14 protein-coding genes are annotated in these 16,163 nt (G+C 72.4%); 9 read left to right on the forward strand and 5 right to left on the reverse strand.

Features of this window, described 5'->3' with window-relative positions; genetic code table 11:
- The first annotated feature begins 32 nt into the window (after positions 1-32).
- From ACIOHP_RS38040 to ACIOHP_RS38070, 7 genes are all read left to right on the forward strand, one after another.
- Positions 33-371, forward strand: a complete 339-nt coding sequence (locus tag ACIOHP_RS38040; RefSeq protein ID WP_361494649.1) for an acyl carrier protein — start codon at positions 33-35, stop codon at positions 369-371.
- A complete protein-coding gene (locus ACIOHP_RS38045; protein WP_401894599.1) occupies positions 368-1,186 on the forward strand; it encodes a 4'-phosphopantetheinyl transferase family protein in 819 nt (272 codons plus the stop codon). Before ACIOHP_RS38040 ends, ACIOHP_RS38045 begins: the two co-directional genes overlap by 4 nt.
- Before the next feature lie 5 nt (positions 1,187-1,191).
- Positions 1,192-2,751 (forward strand): acyl-CoA carboxylase subunit beta, encoded by a 1,560-nt coding sequence (locus ACIOHP_RS38050; RefSeq protein ID WP_401894602.1) that lies wholly within the window; start codon positions 1,192-1,194, stop codon positions 2,749-2,751.
- Positions 2,752-2,761: 10 nt separating this feature from the next.
- Entirely contained in the window at positions 2,762-2,974 is a 213-nt protein-coding gene (locus tag ACIOHP_RS38055; RefSeq protein ID WP_361554662.1) for an acyl-CoA carboxylase subunit epsilon, read from the forward strand.
- 31 nt (positions 2,975-3,005) lie between these two features.
- Positions 3,006-3,494 (forward strand): nuclear transport factor 2 family protein, encoded by a 489-nt coding sequence (locus tag ACIOHP_RS38060; protein ID WP_401894605.1) that lies wholly within the window; start codon positions 3,006-3,008, stop codon positions 3,492-3,494.
- A gap of 99 nt (positions 3,495-3,593) precedes the next feature.
- Complete coding sequence (locus ACIOHP_RS38065; RefSeq protein ID WP_361554656.1) at positions 3,594-4,115, forward strand: anthrone oxygenase family protein; 522 nt, start codon at positions 3,594-3,596, stop codon at positions 4,113-4,115.
- An 89-nt stretch (positions 4,116-4,204) separates the two neighbouring features.
- On the forward strand, positions 4,205-4,501 hold the full coding sequence (locus tag ACIOHP_RS38070; RefSeq protein ID WP_361554653.1) for a DUF1330 domain-containing protein: 297 nt from the start codon (positions 4,205-4,207) through the stop codon (positions 4,499-4,501).
- Between the two features lie 1,190 nt (positions 4,502-5,691).
- Here the strand turns inward: ACIOHP_RS38070 and ACIOHP_RS38075 are convergent.
- The gene (locus tag ACIOHP_RS38075) at positions 5,692-8,493 is read right to left on the reverse strand and encodes a BTAD domain-containing putative transcriptional regulator (protein WP_401894608.1); all 2,802 of its coding nucleotides are present in this window, start codon (positions 8,491-8,493) and stop codon (positions 5,692-5,694) included.
- Positions 8,494-8,779: 286 nt separating this feature from the next.
- On the opposite strand from ACIOHP_RS38075, the gene ACIOHP_RS38080 reads away from it, so the two are divergent.
- Complete coding sequence (locus ACIOHP_RS38080) at positions 8,780-10,561, forward strand: acyl-CoA dehydrogenase (protein WP_401894610.1); 1,782 nt, start codon at positions 8,780-8,782, stop codon at positions 10,559-10,561.
- A 54-nt stretch (positions 10,562-10,615) separates the two neighbouring features.
- On the forward strand, positions 10,616-11,545 hold the full coding sequence (locus tag ACIOHP_RS38085; RefSeq protein WP_401894613.1) for a 4'-phosphopantetheinyl transferase family protein: 930 nt from the start codon (positions 10,616-10,618) through the stop codon (positions 11,543-11,545).
- 20 nt (positions 11,546-11,565) lie between these two features.
- Here the strand turns inward: ACIOHP_RS38085 and ACIOHP_RS38090 are convergent, their stop codons facing one another.
- From ACIOHP_RS38090 to ACIOHP_RS38105, 4 genes are all read right to left on the reverse strand, one after another.
- Positions 11,566-12,564, reverse strand: coding sequence for an AfsA-related hotdog domain-containing protein (locus ACIOHP_RS38090; RefSeq protein ID WP_401894616.1), 999 nt, complete (start codon positions 12,562-12,564; stop codon positions 11,566-11,568).
- 216 nt (positions 12,565-12,780) lie between these two features.
- Positions 12,781-13,818, reverse strand: coding sequence for a helix-turn-helix transcriptional regulator (locus ACIOHP_RS38095; protein WP_361554632.1), 1,038 nt, complete (start codon positions 13,816-13,818; stop codon positions 12,781-12,783).
- A gap of 81 nt (positions 13,819-13,899) precedes the next feature.
- Entirely contained in the window at positions 13,900-14,928 is a 1,029-nt protein-coding gene (locus tag ACIOHP_RS38100) for an AIR synthase-related protein (protein ID WP_361554629.1), read from the reverse strand.
- Positions 14,929-15,079: 151 nt separating this feature from the next.
- Positions 15,080-16,036, reverse strand: coding sequence for an AfsA-related hotdog domain-containing protein (locus tag ACIOHP_RS38105; RefSeq protein ID WP_401894619.1), 957 nt, complete (start codon positions 16,034-16,036; stop codon positions 15,080-15,082).
- Positions 16,037-16,163: the final 127 nt, after the last annotated feature.

Below are 16,163 nucleotides of genomic sequence, written 5' to 3' on the forward strand. Positions count from 1 at the left end.
CCCGCGCCCCCCTCGACGGAAGCGACACGTCCATGAACCACACCAGCACCCCGCTGTTCGTACGGCCACCCGCACCGTCCGCGCTGCGCGCCATGGACCTCGACGCCCGCACCCGGACGATCGTCTCCTGGCTCTGCCGGGAACTGGCCCACGTCCTCGACGTGCCGCCGGCTCACCGGGTGGGCCCCGACCGGCCGTTGCGCGCCCTCGGCGTGGACTCCCTGACGGCGCTGTGCCTCAAGCGCCGCCTGGAGGACGAGCTCGACGTCCGGATCAAGACGCACGACCTGCTGCGTGACGACACGGTCGGCGAGATCGCCGCCCTGCTGGCCGTATCGGTGGCCGCGCCCGCCTACGGGACGGCGCGATGAGCCCAGTGCGCTCCGCCGCCCCACTCCTGCGCACCGTCCCCCGGCTGAGTGTCGACCCGCAGCAGATCCATCTGTGGGTGATCGGCACCGAATGGGCGGGCGAGCACCCCGAGCACATGGTCATCAGCGAACTGGACGACCGTGAACGAGAACGGGCGGCGGCGTTCGTCCGCCCCCTGGACCGCCTCACCTACCTGATGGCGCACATCGCGCTGCGCCGCCTGCTGTCCGCCTACACCGGCATCCCGCCCGCCGAGCTCCCGCTCGGCCGGGACACCTGCCCGTGCTGCGGAGGCCCGCACGGCCGCCCCGTCCTGCACGGCACGGGGCTGCACTTCTCCCTCTCCCACAGTCACGGCATCGCCCTGATCAGCATCGCGGACGCGCCTTTGGGCGTGGATGTCCAGCGGGTGCCGACGCTGGAGACGGTCGAACTGTGCCTGCCGGAACTGCACCCGGCGGAACAGCGGGAACTGCGGGCGCTCTCCGACGCCGAACAGCCCCTCGCGTTCGGCCGGTTGTGGACCCGCAAGGAGGCCTACTTCAAGGGCCTGGGCACCGGTTTGGGTCGCGAACTGAACTCGGACTACCTGGGCGAGCGCACCGGCCCGGACGCTCCCGCCCGTCCGAGGGGCTGGCGCATCGAGAACATGCCGAGCTGCCCCGCGCACGTGGCCGCCGTCGCCATCGCGGCCCCCGCCGGCGCCGAGGGGCCCGACATCCTCGCTCGCCGGCTGCCGACCGAGTGCCTCTACACCGACGACGCCACCGAACGGATCGCCGCCGAGCGGCAGGTCTGCCCCAACTGGGAGTGATGGCCATGCACACCACACCGTCCACCGCGGCGACGCTGGAACTGAAGGAGATCAAGGACCGCATCCTCGAGGGCCCCGATCCCGCCGCGACCGAACGTCAGCACGCCAAGGGCAAGTTGACAGCCCACGAACGCATCGCGCTCCTCCTCGACAAGGGCAGTTTCACCGAGATCGAGGCCCTGCGCCGGCACCGGGCCACCGGTTTCGGCCTGGAGGACAAGCGGCCCTACACCGACGGCGTCATCACCGGCTGGGGCACGGTCGACGGCCGCACGGTCTTCGTCTACGCCCATGACTTCCGTATCTTCGGCGGCGCCCTGGGCGAGGCCCACGCCACCAAGATCCACAAGATCATGGACATGGCCATCGCGGCCGGCGCCCCCCTGATCTCCCTGAACGACGGCGCGGGCGCCCGCATCCAGGAAGGCGTCTCGGCGCTGGCCGGCTACGGCGGCATCTTCCGCCGCAACACCCTGGCGTCCGGCGTCATCCCGCAGATCTCCGTGATGCTCGGCCCGTGCGCGGGCGGCGCCGCGTACTCGCCCGCCCTGACCGACTTCGTCTTCACGGTCCGCGAGATCTCGCAGATGTTCATCACGGGCCCCGACGTCGTCAAGGCGGTGACGGGCGAGGAGATCTCCCAGAACGGCCTGGGCGGCGCGGACGTCCACGCCGCCACCTCCGGAGTGGCCCACTTCGTCTACGACGACGAGGAGACCTGCATCGCCGAGGTCCGCTACCTGGTCTCGATGCTGCCGTCCAACAACCGGGAACTCCCCCCGGAGACCCACACCGAGGACCCCGCCGACCGCAGCTGCCCCGCCCTCCTGGACTCGGTCCCGGCGGACGGCAACCGCTCCTACGACATCCGCACCGTCATCGAGGAACTGGTCGACGACGGCGAGTACATGGAGGTCCACGCCGCCTGGGCCCCCAACATCGTGTGCGCGCTGGCCCGCCTGGACGGCCGCACGGTCGGCATCGTCGCCAACCAGCCCGCCTCCATGGCCGGCGTCCTGGACATCAAGGCCAGCGAGAAGGGCGCACGCTTCGTCCAGTTCTGCGACGCCTTCAACATCCCCCTGGTCACCCTCGTCGACGTCCCCGGCTTCCTGCCCGGCGTCGACCAGGAACACGAGGGCATCATCCGCCGCGGCGCCAAACTCCTGTACGCCTACTGCAACGCCACCGTCCCCCGCGTCTCGGTGGTGCTGCGCAAGGCGTACGGCGGCGCGTACATCGTCATGGACTCCCGCTCGATCGGCGCCGACGTGGCACTGGCCTGGCCGACGAACGAGATAGCGGTGATGGGCGCGGAGGGCGCCGCCAATGTCGTCTTCCGCCGGGAGATAGCGGCGTCCGACAACCCGGAGGAGACGCGCGCCCAGAAGATCGACGAGTACAAGCGGAACCTGGTCCACCCCTATTACGCGGCCGAGCGCGGCTTGGTGGACGACGTCATCGACCCGGCCGACACCCGCTTGTCACTCATCAGTGCCCTGAGGATGCTCGCTGCGAAGGACGCGTCCCTGCCCCGCCGTAAGCACGGCACGCCACCCCAGTGAAAGGCCACCGATGACACCTCTCGAGCTGAAGATCGAGCGAGGCAACCCGACCCCCGAAGAGCTGGCCGCGGTCATAGCCGTCCTGCACCAGCGCCTGATGAGCGCACCGCCCAGTCCTACGGAGGGCCGCCGACCACCCACCGCGGCCCGCTGGCACCGCCAGCAGCCCACCCCGTTCCAGCCCCGAGCCTGGCGCAGCATCCAGTTCCAGCGAGCAGCCTGACCCGCACGCCTCACTAGAGAAGGACTCGAAGATGTCTATAACCCAGGACGAGGCCGGCTTGGAAAGCCTCCACCGCCAACTGCGGCTCCTCAACGACCGCCTGGAGCTCACCCAGCTCTGCGACCGCTACGTCCACCACCTCGACAAGGACCGCGGCAGCGACGCCTGGCTCGACAAGATCTTCACCGAGGACGTCCACCTGTCGTTCCCCTTCGGCGAGTTCAAGGGCCTGGAAGGCCTGGTCCGCTTCCAGCAGATGGCCCGCACCACCTTCGCCCGCACCCACCACATCAGCGCCAACCACACCGTGGAACTGGACGGCGACGAGGCCCGGGTGGCCGCCCACCTGATGGCGGTCCACGTACGCCGGGCCGACGAGCCGGCCGCCGACTTCACCATCGGCGGCCACTACGAGGCCGAAGCCCGCCGCACCCCGCACGGCTGGCGCATCCACCGCTTCGTCTTCGACCTGGTCTGGCAGTCGGGCGAGGCCCCGCGAGCCAAGGCGGAAGCCGCCTGAAGACTCCACCAGGACTCGACCACATCTGTGGAAGGCTGGCGGAGTGAGTGACTGAGTGACTGAGCGCCACACCACCCCGCAGCCGCCCTGGAGTTGTGAATGAAGCAAGGTCCGCTGTTCTCGATCGCCCGCTGGATAGGCCTGATCTTCGGCGGCGTCTTCACGGGCTTCCTGGTCTGCGTACTGGTCCTGGAGACCTCCCTGCGCGACTACGACGCCAAGGTCTACGCCCAGGTCCGCCAGGTAGAACTCGACTCCCTGGACACCCTGGCCTCCGCCACCCTGATCCCCACGATCATCGCGACGGCGATCCTGGTGATAGGAGCCTGGAAGGCCAAGGGCCGGGAATTGTGGCTCCCCCTGGCAGCCCTGGCCCTGCTCCTCCTGATCCTGATCCTGACGATCGCGGTGAACCTCCCGATCAACGCGGACCAGAAGGACTGGACGGTCACGTCCCCGCCGTCCGACTGGGCCGACGTGAGGGACAAGTGGCAGACGTCCCACGCGGTACGCACGGTCGCCGCACTGGCGGCCTTCGCCCTGCTGTCCTTCTCCGCGATCACCCACCGGACGCAGTCCCCCGCGACCCCCACCGAAACCCCCCTGGCCACCCGCTCCTAGCCAGGCCACAGCCCCCAGACACCCGACGCGTCCGGCCCGCCAGCACCAGCTGGCGGGCCGGACGCGTTCGCGACCCACGAGGACACCACATGACCGCCTACGTCATAGCCGAGGCAGAACTCACCGGCGACCCCGAGATGGTGGCCACCTACAGCGCCAAGCTGGTCTCCACGATCGAACCCCACGGCGGCCGCTACCTGGTCCGCGGCGCCCCCTGGCAGATCCTGGAGGGCGAGAGCAAGGCCTTCACCGGCGTCATAGAGTTCCCGTCGCCCGAAGCGGCCCAGCGCTGGTACGACTCCCCGGCCTACCAGGAGATCGTCCCCCTCCGCGTCCGCAACACCAAGGGCAGGATCCTGATCTTCGAAGGCACCCCGACCTCCTGACCCCACCCTCAAGGCTCCCGTTTCGCCGACTTCCCGGCGAAGCGGGAGCCTTTTTTGCGTTCCCCCAGCGATGCGGCGCGCTGCGGCCGATCGGAACTCGCCCTGGGGGCCGTCATCCGACCAACCGGGACGGTGGTGTCCCCGCGGGTGGTGGAGCCACGTTCACGGCGAAGGCGCAGGTCATGCACGCGCCCTTCTGCGCAGCGTCGAGGAGGGTGTCCTGGGCGGGACACTGTCCGATGGCGGGGACTACTCGTCCGGCTCTGCGTATGTAGTCACGGGCGGCATGGACGTCGATTGCGTCACGAGCCAGACCGCGGTCTCCCAGCGCGCGCACTTTGGTCTGCCAGCAGACGACGGTGACGGTCAGGCAGGTTCGGCAGTGTCACGCGGCGGCTGCCGGCCGCAAGGGTGCGAAGCGAGCCTCCCACACGGTGCGTACACCGCGGCCCAGCATCTTGCGCAGCACTGGCCAGTGCGCGATCAGCTGCGCGGCGTCGAGGTAGCGGGAGACAGACAGCGCCCTCTGTGGGGCCGGCGAGTTCAGCCAAGTCGTCGGGCAGTTGCTCCGACGCCTTTTCGCTCATGTCCTCGTCTCCCTTGCCGAATTCATGGGGGCAGACCGGTAACAAGGGGGCGCCCCACATAAGGTCGGCCGCGGCCACGACTTCGTGCAGGCCGGTGAGGATTGCTTCCCTCGTGGTCGGCATCCGCGGCGAGGGCTCGTCGCGGTGCCCGCATCCCGTCAACGCCCTGCGGTCGGACCCCTATTACGACGTAATAGTCGAGGGCGGACCTCTGCTCGAACTCGCCTGCTCCGTCGGGCTCTTGAGAGGGCGTACAGAGCGGGTCCTGGGCAGATTGAAGTTTCGGGGGCACCCCGGTTCGCGGGTGTTAGATGAACTTCGTACCCGACTTCCCTCACACCGAAAGGTGGGCACGCGATGACCGCAAAGGCTGCTGTTGACATGGTCACCTCGACGTCGGTCGTAGCGGACGGAGGCAGCGCCGTGCTCTCTTTCGCGGATGAGAAGTGGCAGTAGGGACCGCCTGACTCCGAAACGCCGAGGCAAGAGCCCGCCGTTGGAGGAGTCGGCCCAAGACACGACCGACGCCGTACGGGATGTCCCGTACGGCGTCCTGCGTTGTCTGCCCGCCGCGGCGACGGGGGAGCGGCACCCCACCCACGCCTATCGCAGACTCGGCAGCTCCCGGCGCGGCGAACTCCCCTGAGACCTGCGGGGCGACCGCACCCCGGCACCGGCCTCCGCCTGAACCCTGGACTCACGCCTTCCCCGCCAGACGCCGGGCCGGACCTCCGTCCAGCCCGGGTGGACCGCCCCGTCCCGCAGGCGGCCCAGCCAGCGGCGTGCGTAGGTCTCCAGGCGGCGGTCGCCCAGGGTGCCGGCGAGGGCGAGGCACTGTCGGAAGTGACCCTCGGCCGCGGAAGGCCCCTCGGCGGCGAGCGTGTGCAGGCCGAGCACCCGGTGGGCCTCGAAGCAGCCGCGGGTGTCGCCGGGCGTCCGGAGCAGGGTCGGCGTGACGAGACCGGCCGCGACGGTGCCGGCTCCTTCGCCCAGGTGCACATCGGCGAGCCCGGCCAGGGCACGGCTGCGCTCGGTGCTGACGGCGTCCGGGCTGGCCAGTACCCGCTCGTACAGTTCGCGTGCCTCGTCGGGCCGTTGGCGCTGCCAGGCCAGGTCGCCCAGTGAGCGCAGCAGACGCGCCCGAGCCGCCTCGTCCGTCAGCTGTCCGGCGGCGTCCAAGGCCAGGGTATGGGTGTGTCCCCAGACGTCCCAGGCGGCCAGTGCCTCCAAGAAGGCGGTCATGGCGTCGGCCAGCCGCACGGTCTGCGCCCACAGGCCCGCGTCGTGGACCTGGTCGAGCAGGGCGACCAGATCCCGCTGCCGCCGTGCGAACCAGTCCAGGGGATGCAGACCCTCCACACGGGCCGCGTGCTGCGCCGTCTCGGCCTGGTCGGCGGCCGCCCCGCTGAGCCGGGTGAGGGCGGCCCGCACCAGGGCCGGCTGCTCCTCGCCGAGGGCCTCGCCGGCGGTGAGCCGTTGCAGTTCGGGGAAACGGTGAGCGGTGCCGTCGGGGGAGGAGACCACCAGGCCTGCTGTGACCAGCGATTGCACGGAGAGCCGCGCGTTCTCCTCGGGTACGCCGAGAGCGACAGCCGCCGCGGTGGTGGTGAACGGGCCCGAGGGCAGAAGGCTCAGCAGGCGGGCGGCCTGCCGTACGTCCTCGGGCGCCGCCGCGTACGCGGCGTACAGCGATCGCCCGTACTCCTCGTCGAGCGCGCGCAGCGTGGCCGGGCGGCTCTCTGCGGCCGACAGGCGGGTGGCGATGTCGGCGGGGGAGTGGTGCGGGTGGAACGTCAGATGCTGGGCCACGACGCGCAGTGCCCCCGGGAACCGGCCGCACTGATCGGCCAGCCGGTCCCAGACGTCCCTCGTGTCGCTCTCTCCCGGCGCGGTCCCCGGCTCGCCCGTGGCGTCGCCGTGCCCCTCGTCGGCGTATCCGTCGTATCCGTTGTGCCCGGTGTCCCCGAGCCGGTCGCCGGAGCTGTTCTCGGAGGGTGCGTCGATGCCGGGGTACGGGGCGGGTCGGCGGCTGTACGACGTGAGCAGCAGCTCGCGGGCGTCAGCGGACGACAGTTCCTCGAGCGGCAGGACGGGGCCGTCGAAGCCGGACAGCACGGGGCGGCAGGTGACCAGGGCCGCGCAGCCCGCAGGCAGCGGCAGCAGCGGGCTCAGCTGGTCGGTGTCGACCGCGTCGTCCAGGACCAGCAGCAGGCGGCGTCCCTCGGTCAGCCGGTGCACGGCATCGCGCAGGGCGGCCGCGGAGCGCGGCTGCTGGCCGTCGGCGCCGAGGGCACGCAGCACCGCGTGCAGGACCCGCGCTCCGGGCAGGGGATGCCCCGTCTCGTCGCGCAGCCCGACCAGGACCCGCCCGTCGGGGAACAGCTCCGCCACGCGGTGCGCCGCGCTCACGGCGAGGGCGGTCTTGCCCATGCCCGCCGGTCCGGTCACCTGGACGCAGCCGCCGGGCCGGTCGCGCAGCCACCTGGTGAGCTGCTCCAGTTGGTTCTTCCGGCCCGTGAACAACGGGTCGGCGGACGGGAACCGAGCGGGCTTCAGAGGTGTGGTGCGGGTCGGCTCGGCGAGGGCCGCGGCGGGCTGCCGATCGGCGGTGAGCCGCTGCTGCCGCTGTGCCGCGGGCTCGAGCAGCGACGGGTCGCCGGTCAGGATACGGCTGTGCAACTGCTGGAGCCGCCGACCCGGCTCGATGGCCAGTTCCCGGACCAGCGTGCGCCGCAGCTCGCCGAAGGTGCGCAGCGCGTCCGCCTGCCTGCCGGTGCGGTACAGCGCCACCATCAGGTGCGCGTGGAAGTCCTCGTGCAGGGGCAGCTCGGTGGTCAACGCCTGGAGTTCGCCGAGGACTTCCTGGTGCCGTCCCAGCTGGAGTTCGGCGCGCACCCGCTGTTCGAGAGCGGCGAGGCGGGCCTCGGTGAGCCGGACGGACATGCTCTTCAGCAAGCTGCCGTGCGGGGTGTCCGACAGCAGCGGCCCTCGCCACAGGGCGAGCGCCTGCCGCTGGAGATCGGCGGCGGTCGCGTGGTCGCCCTCCGCGAGCGCCTCGCGGCCCTGGCGGTGCAGGTCCTCGAAGACGGCCAGGTCCAGCTGGCCGGCGTCCACGCGCAGCAGATAGCCGGGAGCGCGGGTGAGCAGGGCGTCGCGGCCCAGATCCGGCTGCACGTCCTGGAGCAGCTTGCGCAGCTGGGAGATGTACACCTGGAGCGTGGTCATCGCGGTGCGCGGCGGTTGTTCGTTCCACAGCTCGTCGATCAACCCGTCGACGGAGACGACCTCGTTGGGACGCACCAGCAGCGTCGAGAGGACCACCCGCACCTTGGCGGCGCGCGGTGTCACGGTCCGGGCGTCGGCCGCGGTGGTCACCTCCAGAGGTCCCAGCACCTTGAATCGCATACGAGAACCCCCGCTCTCTGCCGTCGGTACGGGACGTGCCGGACCCTTGGCCGTGCGATCAGCCGCTCAAGGGCATGAGGCATGTGCACTGTAGGGACAAGGCATCCCCGGTGACTCGGACAGGCACACCCAGTCTTCCGGATCGAGGGCCTTTTCCTGCGGAAACGCCGATGAGGGTGCGGTGTTCACAAGCGTCTCTTTAGCCGGTCTCGACACGATCCGGACTGAGAGCGCAGCGCCGTGCGGTGCGGCGTGCGGTGCCGGGGCGCATCCGAGGGGGGTCGACTTGAGCTCGTTGTCCACGATCACGGAGCCGGTCCGCCGCTCGGAGGGCGGGGCGCCGGCTCAGGCTGCGACGGCGCGCGAGCGGGTGCGCCGGATCGAGGCGCTGCTGGGCGATCCGGCCGAGGACGCCAACCCTTCGGGTTACCGGACGCTGCTCGACGCCGACCGGGCCGCGGTGATCTGTGACCCGGCCGAGGCGGTGCTGGACTCCTTCGGGATGAACGAGGAGTTCGTGCCCACCGCCCTGGGCGGCCGCTTCGACTCGCCCGAGACGCTGCTCCAGGTGATGCGGGCGGTCTTCCGCCGTGACGTCGGCCTCGGCATGGGGTACGGCATGACCAGCTTCGTGGCCGCCAACTATGTGTGGATGCGGGGAACCGCCGTTCAGCGGCGGACCTTGGCCGGGCAGCTGCTGAACGGCTCCAAGGCGGCCATCGCCCAGCACGAGACCGCCCACACCAACGACTTCGTGCGCAGCCAGGTACGTGGCACCCCCCGGCCCGGCGGACTGTCGGTGACCGGGGGCAAGCCCGTCGTCAACAACCTTCAACGGGCCGACACGCTCGTCCTGGTGCTGCGTACCGCCGAAGGACACGGCAGCGGCTGTCTGTCCGCGCTGATGCTGGCCCCGGACGAGCTGCCGCGCGGCCGTTTCGAGGTCACCCGCCGGCCGAGCGCCGATGTGGTGGGACTGCGGGGCTACTTCAGCACCGGGGCCCGTTTCACCGACTGCCCGGTGCCCGAGGCCGCCCTGCTCGGACCGGTGGGCAGCGGGGTGGCCACCTCGCTGCTCTCCTTCCAGATGAGCCGCACGCTGGTGGCGTCCTTGGCGGCCGCCGCCGTCGACACCGGCCTGCGCACCGCCCTCCTCGCCGGACACGGCCAGGACCCGGGCCCGGGGGCCGACAAGGCTCCGGACCCGCGCAGTAGGGCGGCGACGCTCGCCCGCGCGTTCATCGACCTGCTGCTCTACGACAGCCTGGCGGTGGTCGCCACCCGGGCGCTGCACCTGCGGCCCGCCGAGACCAGCCTGTACTCGGCGGCCGTCAGGTCGCTGCTGCCGAAGGTCCTCAGGGACACCCTCCACGACCTGGCCGGCGTGCTCGGCTCGCAGATCTACACCCGCGAGGGCCCGGTCGGCGTCTTCCAGAAGCATCTGCGCGACCTGCCGATCGTCAGCCTCGGACACGCGGGCACCGCCGCCTGCCAGGCCACGATCATGCCGCAACTGCCGCGGCTGGCCCGCCGCTCGTGGTTCGTGGACGAGGAGGCACCGGCGGCGATGTTCCGGCCGGGCGCCCCCTTACCGCCGTTCGCCTACGACGGGCTCGCGCTGACCGACGGACGCGACAGCCTGAGCGCCTCCTTGCCGGCCGCCGTGGCCGGGCTGCCCGGCGCCGATCCGGTACAGCGCGTCCTGCGCACCCTGGGCGAGCGGATGGTCGACGAACTACGGGACCTGCGCCGCCGCGTGCTCGCGCTGGAGGCGCCCGGCCCGCACGGCACCGTCAGCCCGGCGTGGTTCGCGCTCACCGACCGGTACGTCCTGGTACTGGCCGCGGCCGCGGTGCTGGGGGTGTGGCGCCACAGCGACGCGCTCAGCGACCCGTTCCTCGCCGATCCCGCCTGGGCGGCGGCGGCCCTGCACCGCATCGCCGGGCGCCTCGGCATCAGGGACGTCGAACTGCCCGAGGAATGCCTTTCCCGAGTGCACCGGGAGGTGCTGACCAGGTTCCGTGACCCGCACGGCTTCGACCTCTACAACATGCCGCTGGCCGGCTGACGGCCTGCCCGGACAGGCGCTGTCACGAGCCGGACGGAAGTGAGGAGTTGACCGATGAACCTGGCCACGCCCCTGTGCGCCGCGGTCCGCGAGAGCGGCGCCGCGGCGGACCGCGCGCGCCCTGGAACCGGCCCCCCGGCCGGCCCTTCGGCGCATCCGCTGCCGAACGAGCCGATCGCCGTGACATCCGACGGCGCCGACTGGTCGCTGCTCCGCGCCGACCTGCGCCGCCATGGCACCGCGCTGGTGCACGGCGGCCTCGCCGACTGGCGGCTGCCGCCCGGCGAGGAGAGCCTGCTGCGCGAGGTGCTGGGCCGTGACCTGCCGCGCTACCTCTCTCTCGACGACGCGGAGCTGCGCGCCCGCTACGCCGCCTCGCGCCGGCTGCTCAAGGGCGCGGCGGCCGCCGCGCTGGGGGTCGGCTCCGCCGACCTGGAGCTGACGTACGGGCCGACGGGCCGTCCTTCGCTGCGCGGCTTCGACCAGATCGACATCAGCCTCAGTCACACCGGCGACCGGCTGCTGGTCGGCCTGACCACCCGGGGGCTGATCGGGGTGGATGTCGAGCCTGCCGCCCGGCACCTGTACCGCCCGAGTCTGAAGCGGCGCATCTGCACCCCGCAGGAGAGCAGGGACCTGGAGCGGCTGCCGCAGGAGGACCGCAATGTCGGCCTGGTGCGGCTGTGGACGCTGAAGGAGGCCTACAGCAAGGCGATCGGGCAGGGCATGGCGTTCCGTTTCACGGAGTTCGGCTTCGGCCCCGAAACGATGCCGGTACGGGTCCACCGTCCGGACGGCAGCGCGGGCACCGGCGCCCAGTGGTCCTTCCGTACCTACGCCGTGGACGCGGGCGGCGCCGCCTTCGTGATGAGCGCGGCCGTGCACGACACCGGGCTGGGCCGCACCCTGGACACCGATGTCGCCACGATGCTCGACGCGGAGACGGTCACGGCCATCACCGGGGCACTGGCCGCGGTCGGCTGACGGGGTGGGGGAGTGGCCGCTCACAGGTCCTCGACCACCGTGACGACCGCCTCCAGCACGGCCCGTCCCCCCTGGGCCAGGGTCAGGGTGACCGGGCTGAGTCTGCGGCCCTCGGCATCCCGTCCGCACAGCCCGACCACCGCCGCGCACCGCATCGCCATGTCTGGCTCCGCGTATCCGCGGAAGTGGACCTTCAACGAGCCCAACGTGCACCGGTCGGTGGCCAGTTGGTGCATGCGCCCGGCGGCGAGCAGCGCGGTCTGGCGCAACGCCTCGAGCTGGACGAGGGCCGGCATGTGGCCCTCGGCCGCGCCGTCGGGCAGCGGCCAGCTGTCGGGGATGCGCACGGTGGCCGACAGCCGGCCGTGCGTGAGGTCGAAGGGGCCGTGCACCAGGACGGTCTCCGGGTGGCTGCGCCCCACGTCGACGGGGTCGGCCGGCCGGCCGGCGCCGGACTCGCCGGTGGGCGCGGTCAGTGCGGTCGCGAGGCTGAGCACGCGGTGGTTGCGGTGCACCACCGGCGGCAGGAACACCACGTCGGCGCTGCCCGAGCCGCACGGCACGTCGTCGATGCTCAGCACGGTGCTGAACCGGAGCGAGCGCGGCACCCCGTCGATGACCTTGTCGGGACGCACCCGCAGCTCGCTGGTGAGCAGCGCGGGGCGTTCCCGGGCGTCCGCGGAGGCGCGCCAGGCGGAGACGTCCCGGGTGGCGACGGCGACCCGGTAGAAGACGGCGGTGCGGTTGGCGGGCACCGAGAAGTGGGTCTGCCCGATGAACTCGCCGGTCTCCCGGACCATCTCGACGGCCGTCTGCAGGTCGTGGAAGCGGTGGGGGCCGGCGGCGACGAGCGGGTGGCCGGTGGTGAGCTCCCCGGTCAGCACGAAGTCCTGGCGCTGGTCCGCGGTCGCGTCGGACAGGCCGAACGGCTCCCAGGAGCGCTGGCGGTGGACCAGGCTGCGGGTGCCGCCGCCGGGTGCGGGCGGGTCGGCCAGCGCGGAGTGGCTCATGCCGTCCATGCCGTCACCGCCTCGTGTCGCGTTGCGCCGCGATCCGGCCCCGGAAGTGGGCCCTCGGGCCGGACCGCGGCTTGTATGCCGCCTGTTTCAGGGTGGCGGTGACACGGGGCCGGCACCAGTGCGGACCGGCGGCAGCAAGCTGCGCGGCAGCAACTTCCGCGGCAGCAACTTCCCTGCCGGGAGCCGCCGTTGGCGCCCTCGCGGGCCGCCCTCCGGTCAGGGGGGCGGCGAGGGGTCGGAGCCGGGGAACAGGCCGGAGAGCACCGCGTTCACCCCGGCCTGGAAGCGGCTGGTGGCGTCCAACTCCTCCATGATCTCCGAGATGTGGCGGCGGCAGGTGCGCACCGACATCCCGAGCCTGCGGGCCACCATCTCGTCCTTGTAGCCCTGGGCCATCAGCTTGACGATGGCCCACTTCACATCGTCGGAGATGTCGGCGTGCTCCTCGGCGTCGGGCTCGAACGGGGTGGCCTGCAACCACAGATGGTCGTAGAGCTTGCACAGGAACGCCACCAGGGTCGGTTCGCGCACCACGATGGCTCCCGGTGGGCGCCCCTCGACGCCCTGTTCGGGCAGGAACACGATCTCCCGGTCGTAGATGATCATTCGGTCGACCAGTTGGTCCGTGGTGCGTACCTCGGCGCCGAGCGCGGTGACATCGCGTATGTACGCCGTGTTGGCGAGGTCTCCGCGCACGGTGTGCTGGTAGATGTGCTGGACCCGGATGCCCCGGGCGAGGCGTTCGGCGGTGATGCTGCGTGCGCTCTCCAGCAGGTGGTTGGGGCGCGGGCCGCCGGGCTGGACGGTGAGGACCTCGGTGCGGCAGCGGTCCCCGCAGTCCTTCAGGAGGGCTTCGACGACGAGGTAGTCGCTGATGATGTCGAAGGACTCCATCGGGTTGCGCTGCCGGCGGCTCTCGAAGTAGGCGGGCAGCAGGGCGAGCAGGCCGTCGCGGGTCCGCGAGACGGACTGCTGCAGTTCGCGGATCTGCTCCTCGGCGGGCCCGACCAGGTTGGCGGCCGCCGCGTCGGGGCTCACCGGCACGAGGACGTCGGGGGAGCCGGGCATCGGACGCAACAGGCACAGGCGCACCAGCTGTCGACCGATGGTGTCCGCCTGCTCGAGCGGGATGCCGACCGCCTGTGCGATGTGCTCGGGCGCGTAGCGACCGGCGTGGACGGCTTCCCGGTACGCCGCTATCCCCCTTTCGTCCAGCTCATCGAAAGCGGCGTCAGAAAGGGATATTTCCGGCATCCTGCGTTTACCCCCCGCGGAATGGAAATCAGTCGCCAGGCAACCTTACGGGCCCGGGAACCGGTCCCGGGCCTGCTCGGGTCAGGCCAGCCGGGCGGGCGGCTCGGGCGCGGACCCGAGGGGGATCGTGTGTCCGTCGGCGAGTGCGAGCTCGACCCGGTGGCGGCCGGGCGGCGTCACCTCGCCGACGACGGCGGCATCACGGCCGTACGGGTGGGCGCGCAGCGCGGCCAGGACGTCGTCCGAGGCCTCGGCGGCGACGACGAGGCACACACAGCTCGCGGTCGCCGCGTGCACGGGGTCGACGCCGAGCTCGTCGAGGGCCACACGCACCTCGTAGTGCACCGGCAGCGCCACCTCCTCGACGCGCAGGCCCAGGCCCGTACCGGCCGCGTACGCGTGCAGGGCACCGGCCAGCCCGGCCCGGCCCACGACGCGCACCGCCCGCAGCGCACCGCCGGCTCCCGCGCCGCGCACCTGCTCCAGCAGCCCGGCCAGCGGTACGCACTCGGCGGAGACCACACCCTCGTGCCCGAGCCCTGCCCGGGCCGAGAGCAGATGGGCGCCGAAACCGCCGAGCGGGGCGCTGACCAGGAGGCGGTCGCCCGCCCGCGGCGGTGTCTCCTGCTCGGCGCCGGCCGGGAGAACTCCCAGTCCGGCGGTGTGCAGATAGATCTGGTCGGCCTCACCCGCGCGCACCACACGGGCGTCCACGTCGAGGACCACCACCCCGGCCGCCTCGGCGATGTCGCGGACCGAGTCGGCCACGCGGCGCACCTGACGCAGCGGCAGGCCCGCCTCGACCACCGCCGACACCGACAGACCGAGGGGCCGCGCGCCCGCGGCCGCCAGTTCGTTGACCGCGCCGCACGCCGCGACATGGCCGATGTCGCCGTCGCCGTAGAACGGCGGATCGGTCACGTACGTCCCCGACAGCAGCAGGGGCCGGCCCTCGCCCAGCGGCGGGCACGGTCCCCGTGCGCCGTCGAGCGCGTCCCGCAGGAACGCCCGCAGCCCGCCGCCGGCCCGGCCGTCGAGGTCGTCCGGCAGCGCTACGTGCCCGGCCAGGGCCAGGGCGGACCCGGGGGAGAAGGCAGTACCGGCAGTCATGAGGGCTTGGCACCTCTTCGTACGGTCGGCGGACAGGGGCGGGCCGGGGCCCGGGATGCGGGGCCGATCCGCAGGCGGGCGGCCGGACGGCAGCCGTCGGGCCCGTGGTCGCCGCCCGCGCCACCGTGCGCGGCGTGCCGCGAGTGCCGACTCATCCGGCCTCCGCCGTCACCGCCTCCGCCTGCGCGGTGGTCCGTCCCGCCTGGCGCAGGGTGAGCAGGACCCGGGTCAGGCGGCGGCCCAGGGCATCGATGCCGCCGGGCGCGCTGCGGGCGGTGCAGGTGAGGGGCAGGTCCAGTTCGGCGTGGCCGCGCAGGTGGACCGACAGCCACGTCAGGGCCGTCGCGCACGGCGCGGCCCCGTCGGAGGCGACGGCCAGCAACGCGCTCTGGCGCAGGGCCTCCACGAGCAGCAGGCCGGGCACCGAGTCGGTGGCCTCCGTGAAGAAGACCGGGTGGGACGGGTCGACCAGGACGGTCGTGGTGAGCGTCGACGCCTGACGCACCGGCTCCGAGACGACCACGTTGTCGGGGGTGCACCGGCCGACCAGCGAGGGGGCGGCGGGCCGGGTGCCGGGGCGCGGACCGTCGGCGGCGGGCGTGCGGACCAGAGCCCCGAGGCGGCTGGTGGCACGGTGGTTGCGGGCCACCGTCGGGGTGACGAAGACGAGTTCGGCCGAGCCGGTGCAGGCTTCGGCGCCCTCCAGCCGCAACGTCCCGCCCAGCCGCAGACTGCGCGGCACACCGGCCACCGTCCGGGTCGGCTCGGCCCGCATCTCCAGAGCCAGCCGGGCGCCCTCGGCGGAGTCCTGCCACACGGCGGGGTCGGACAGGCGCAGGGCGAACCGGTAGAACAGCGCGGGCCGTTCGACCGGCACCCCGAAATGACGGTGCCCGACATGCAGGCCGGCCCGGCGGACCAGCTCCACGAAGACCAGGGGGTCGTGCAGGCCCGGGGTGTCGTTGAACAGCGGGTGCCCGAGCGGCATGTCGTCGCGCAGGACGAAGCGCTGTTCTCCGGCCGGGGCGCTGTGCGGGTGCTCGCTGTGGACCAGGCGCCGGGCGACGGCGGTGGTGTCCAGAGCGCCGAGGACTGCGTGCTGGGACATGGTCGGCTCCTCGGTAAGGGCGGGCCGATGGTGCCCGGCGACGGGTCCGGTGGTGTCTCGGGAGGCGGGCGGCCCCACCGGGCTGCGCACCAGCCTCGCCACTTCGCCCGCCCGGGCCAAGTAGATG

The sequence above is a fragment of the Streptomyces sp. NPDC087859 genome (assembly GCF_044742595.1).
Lineage (GTDB): Bacteria > Actinomycetota > Actinomycetes > Streptomycetales > Streptomycetaceae > Streptomyces > Streptomyces canus_F.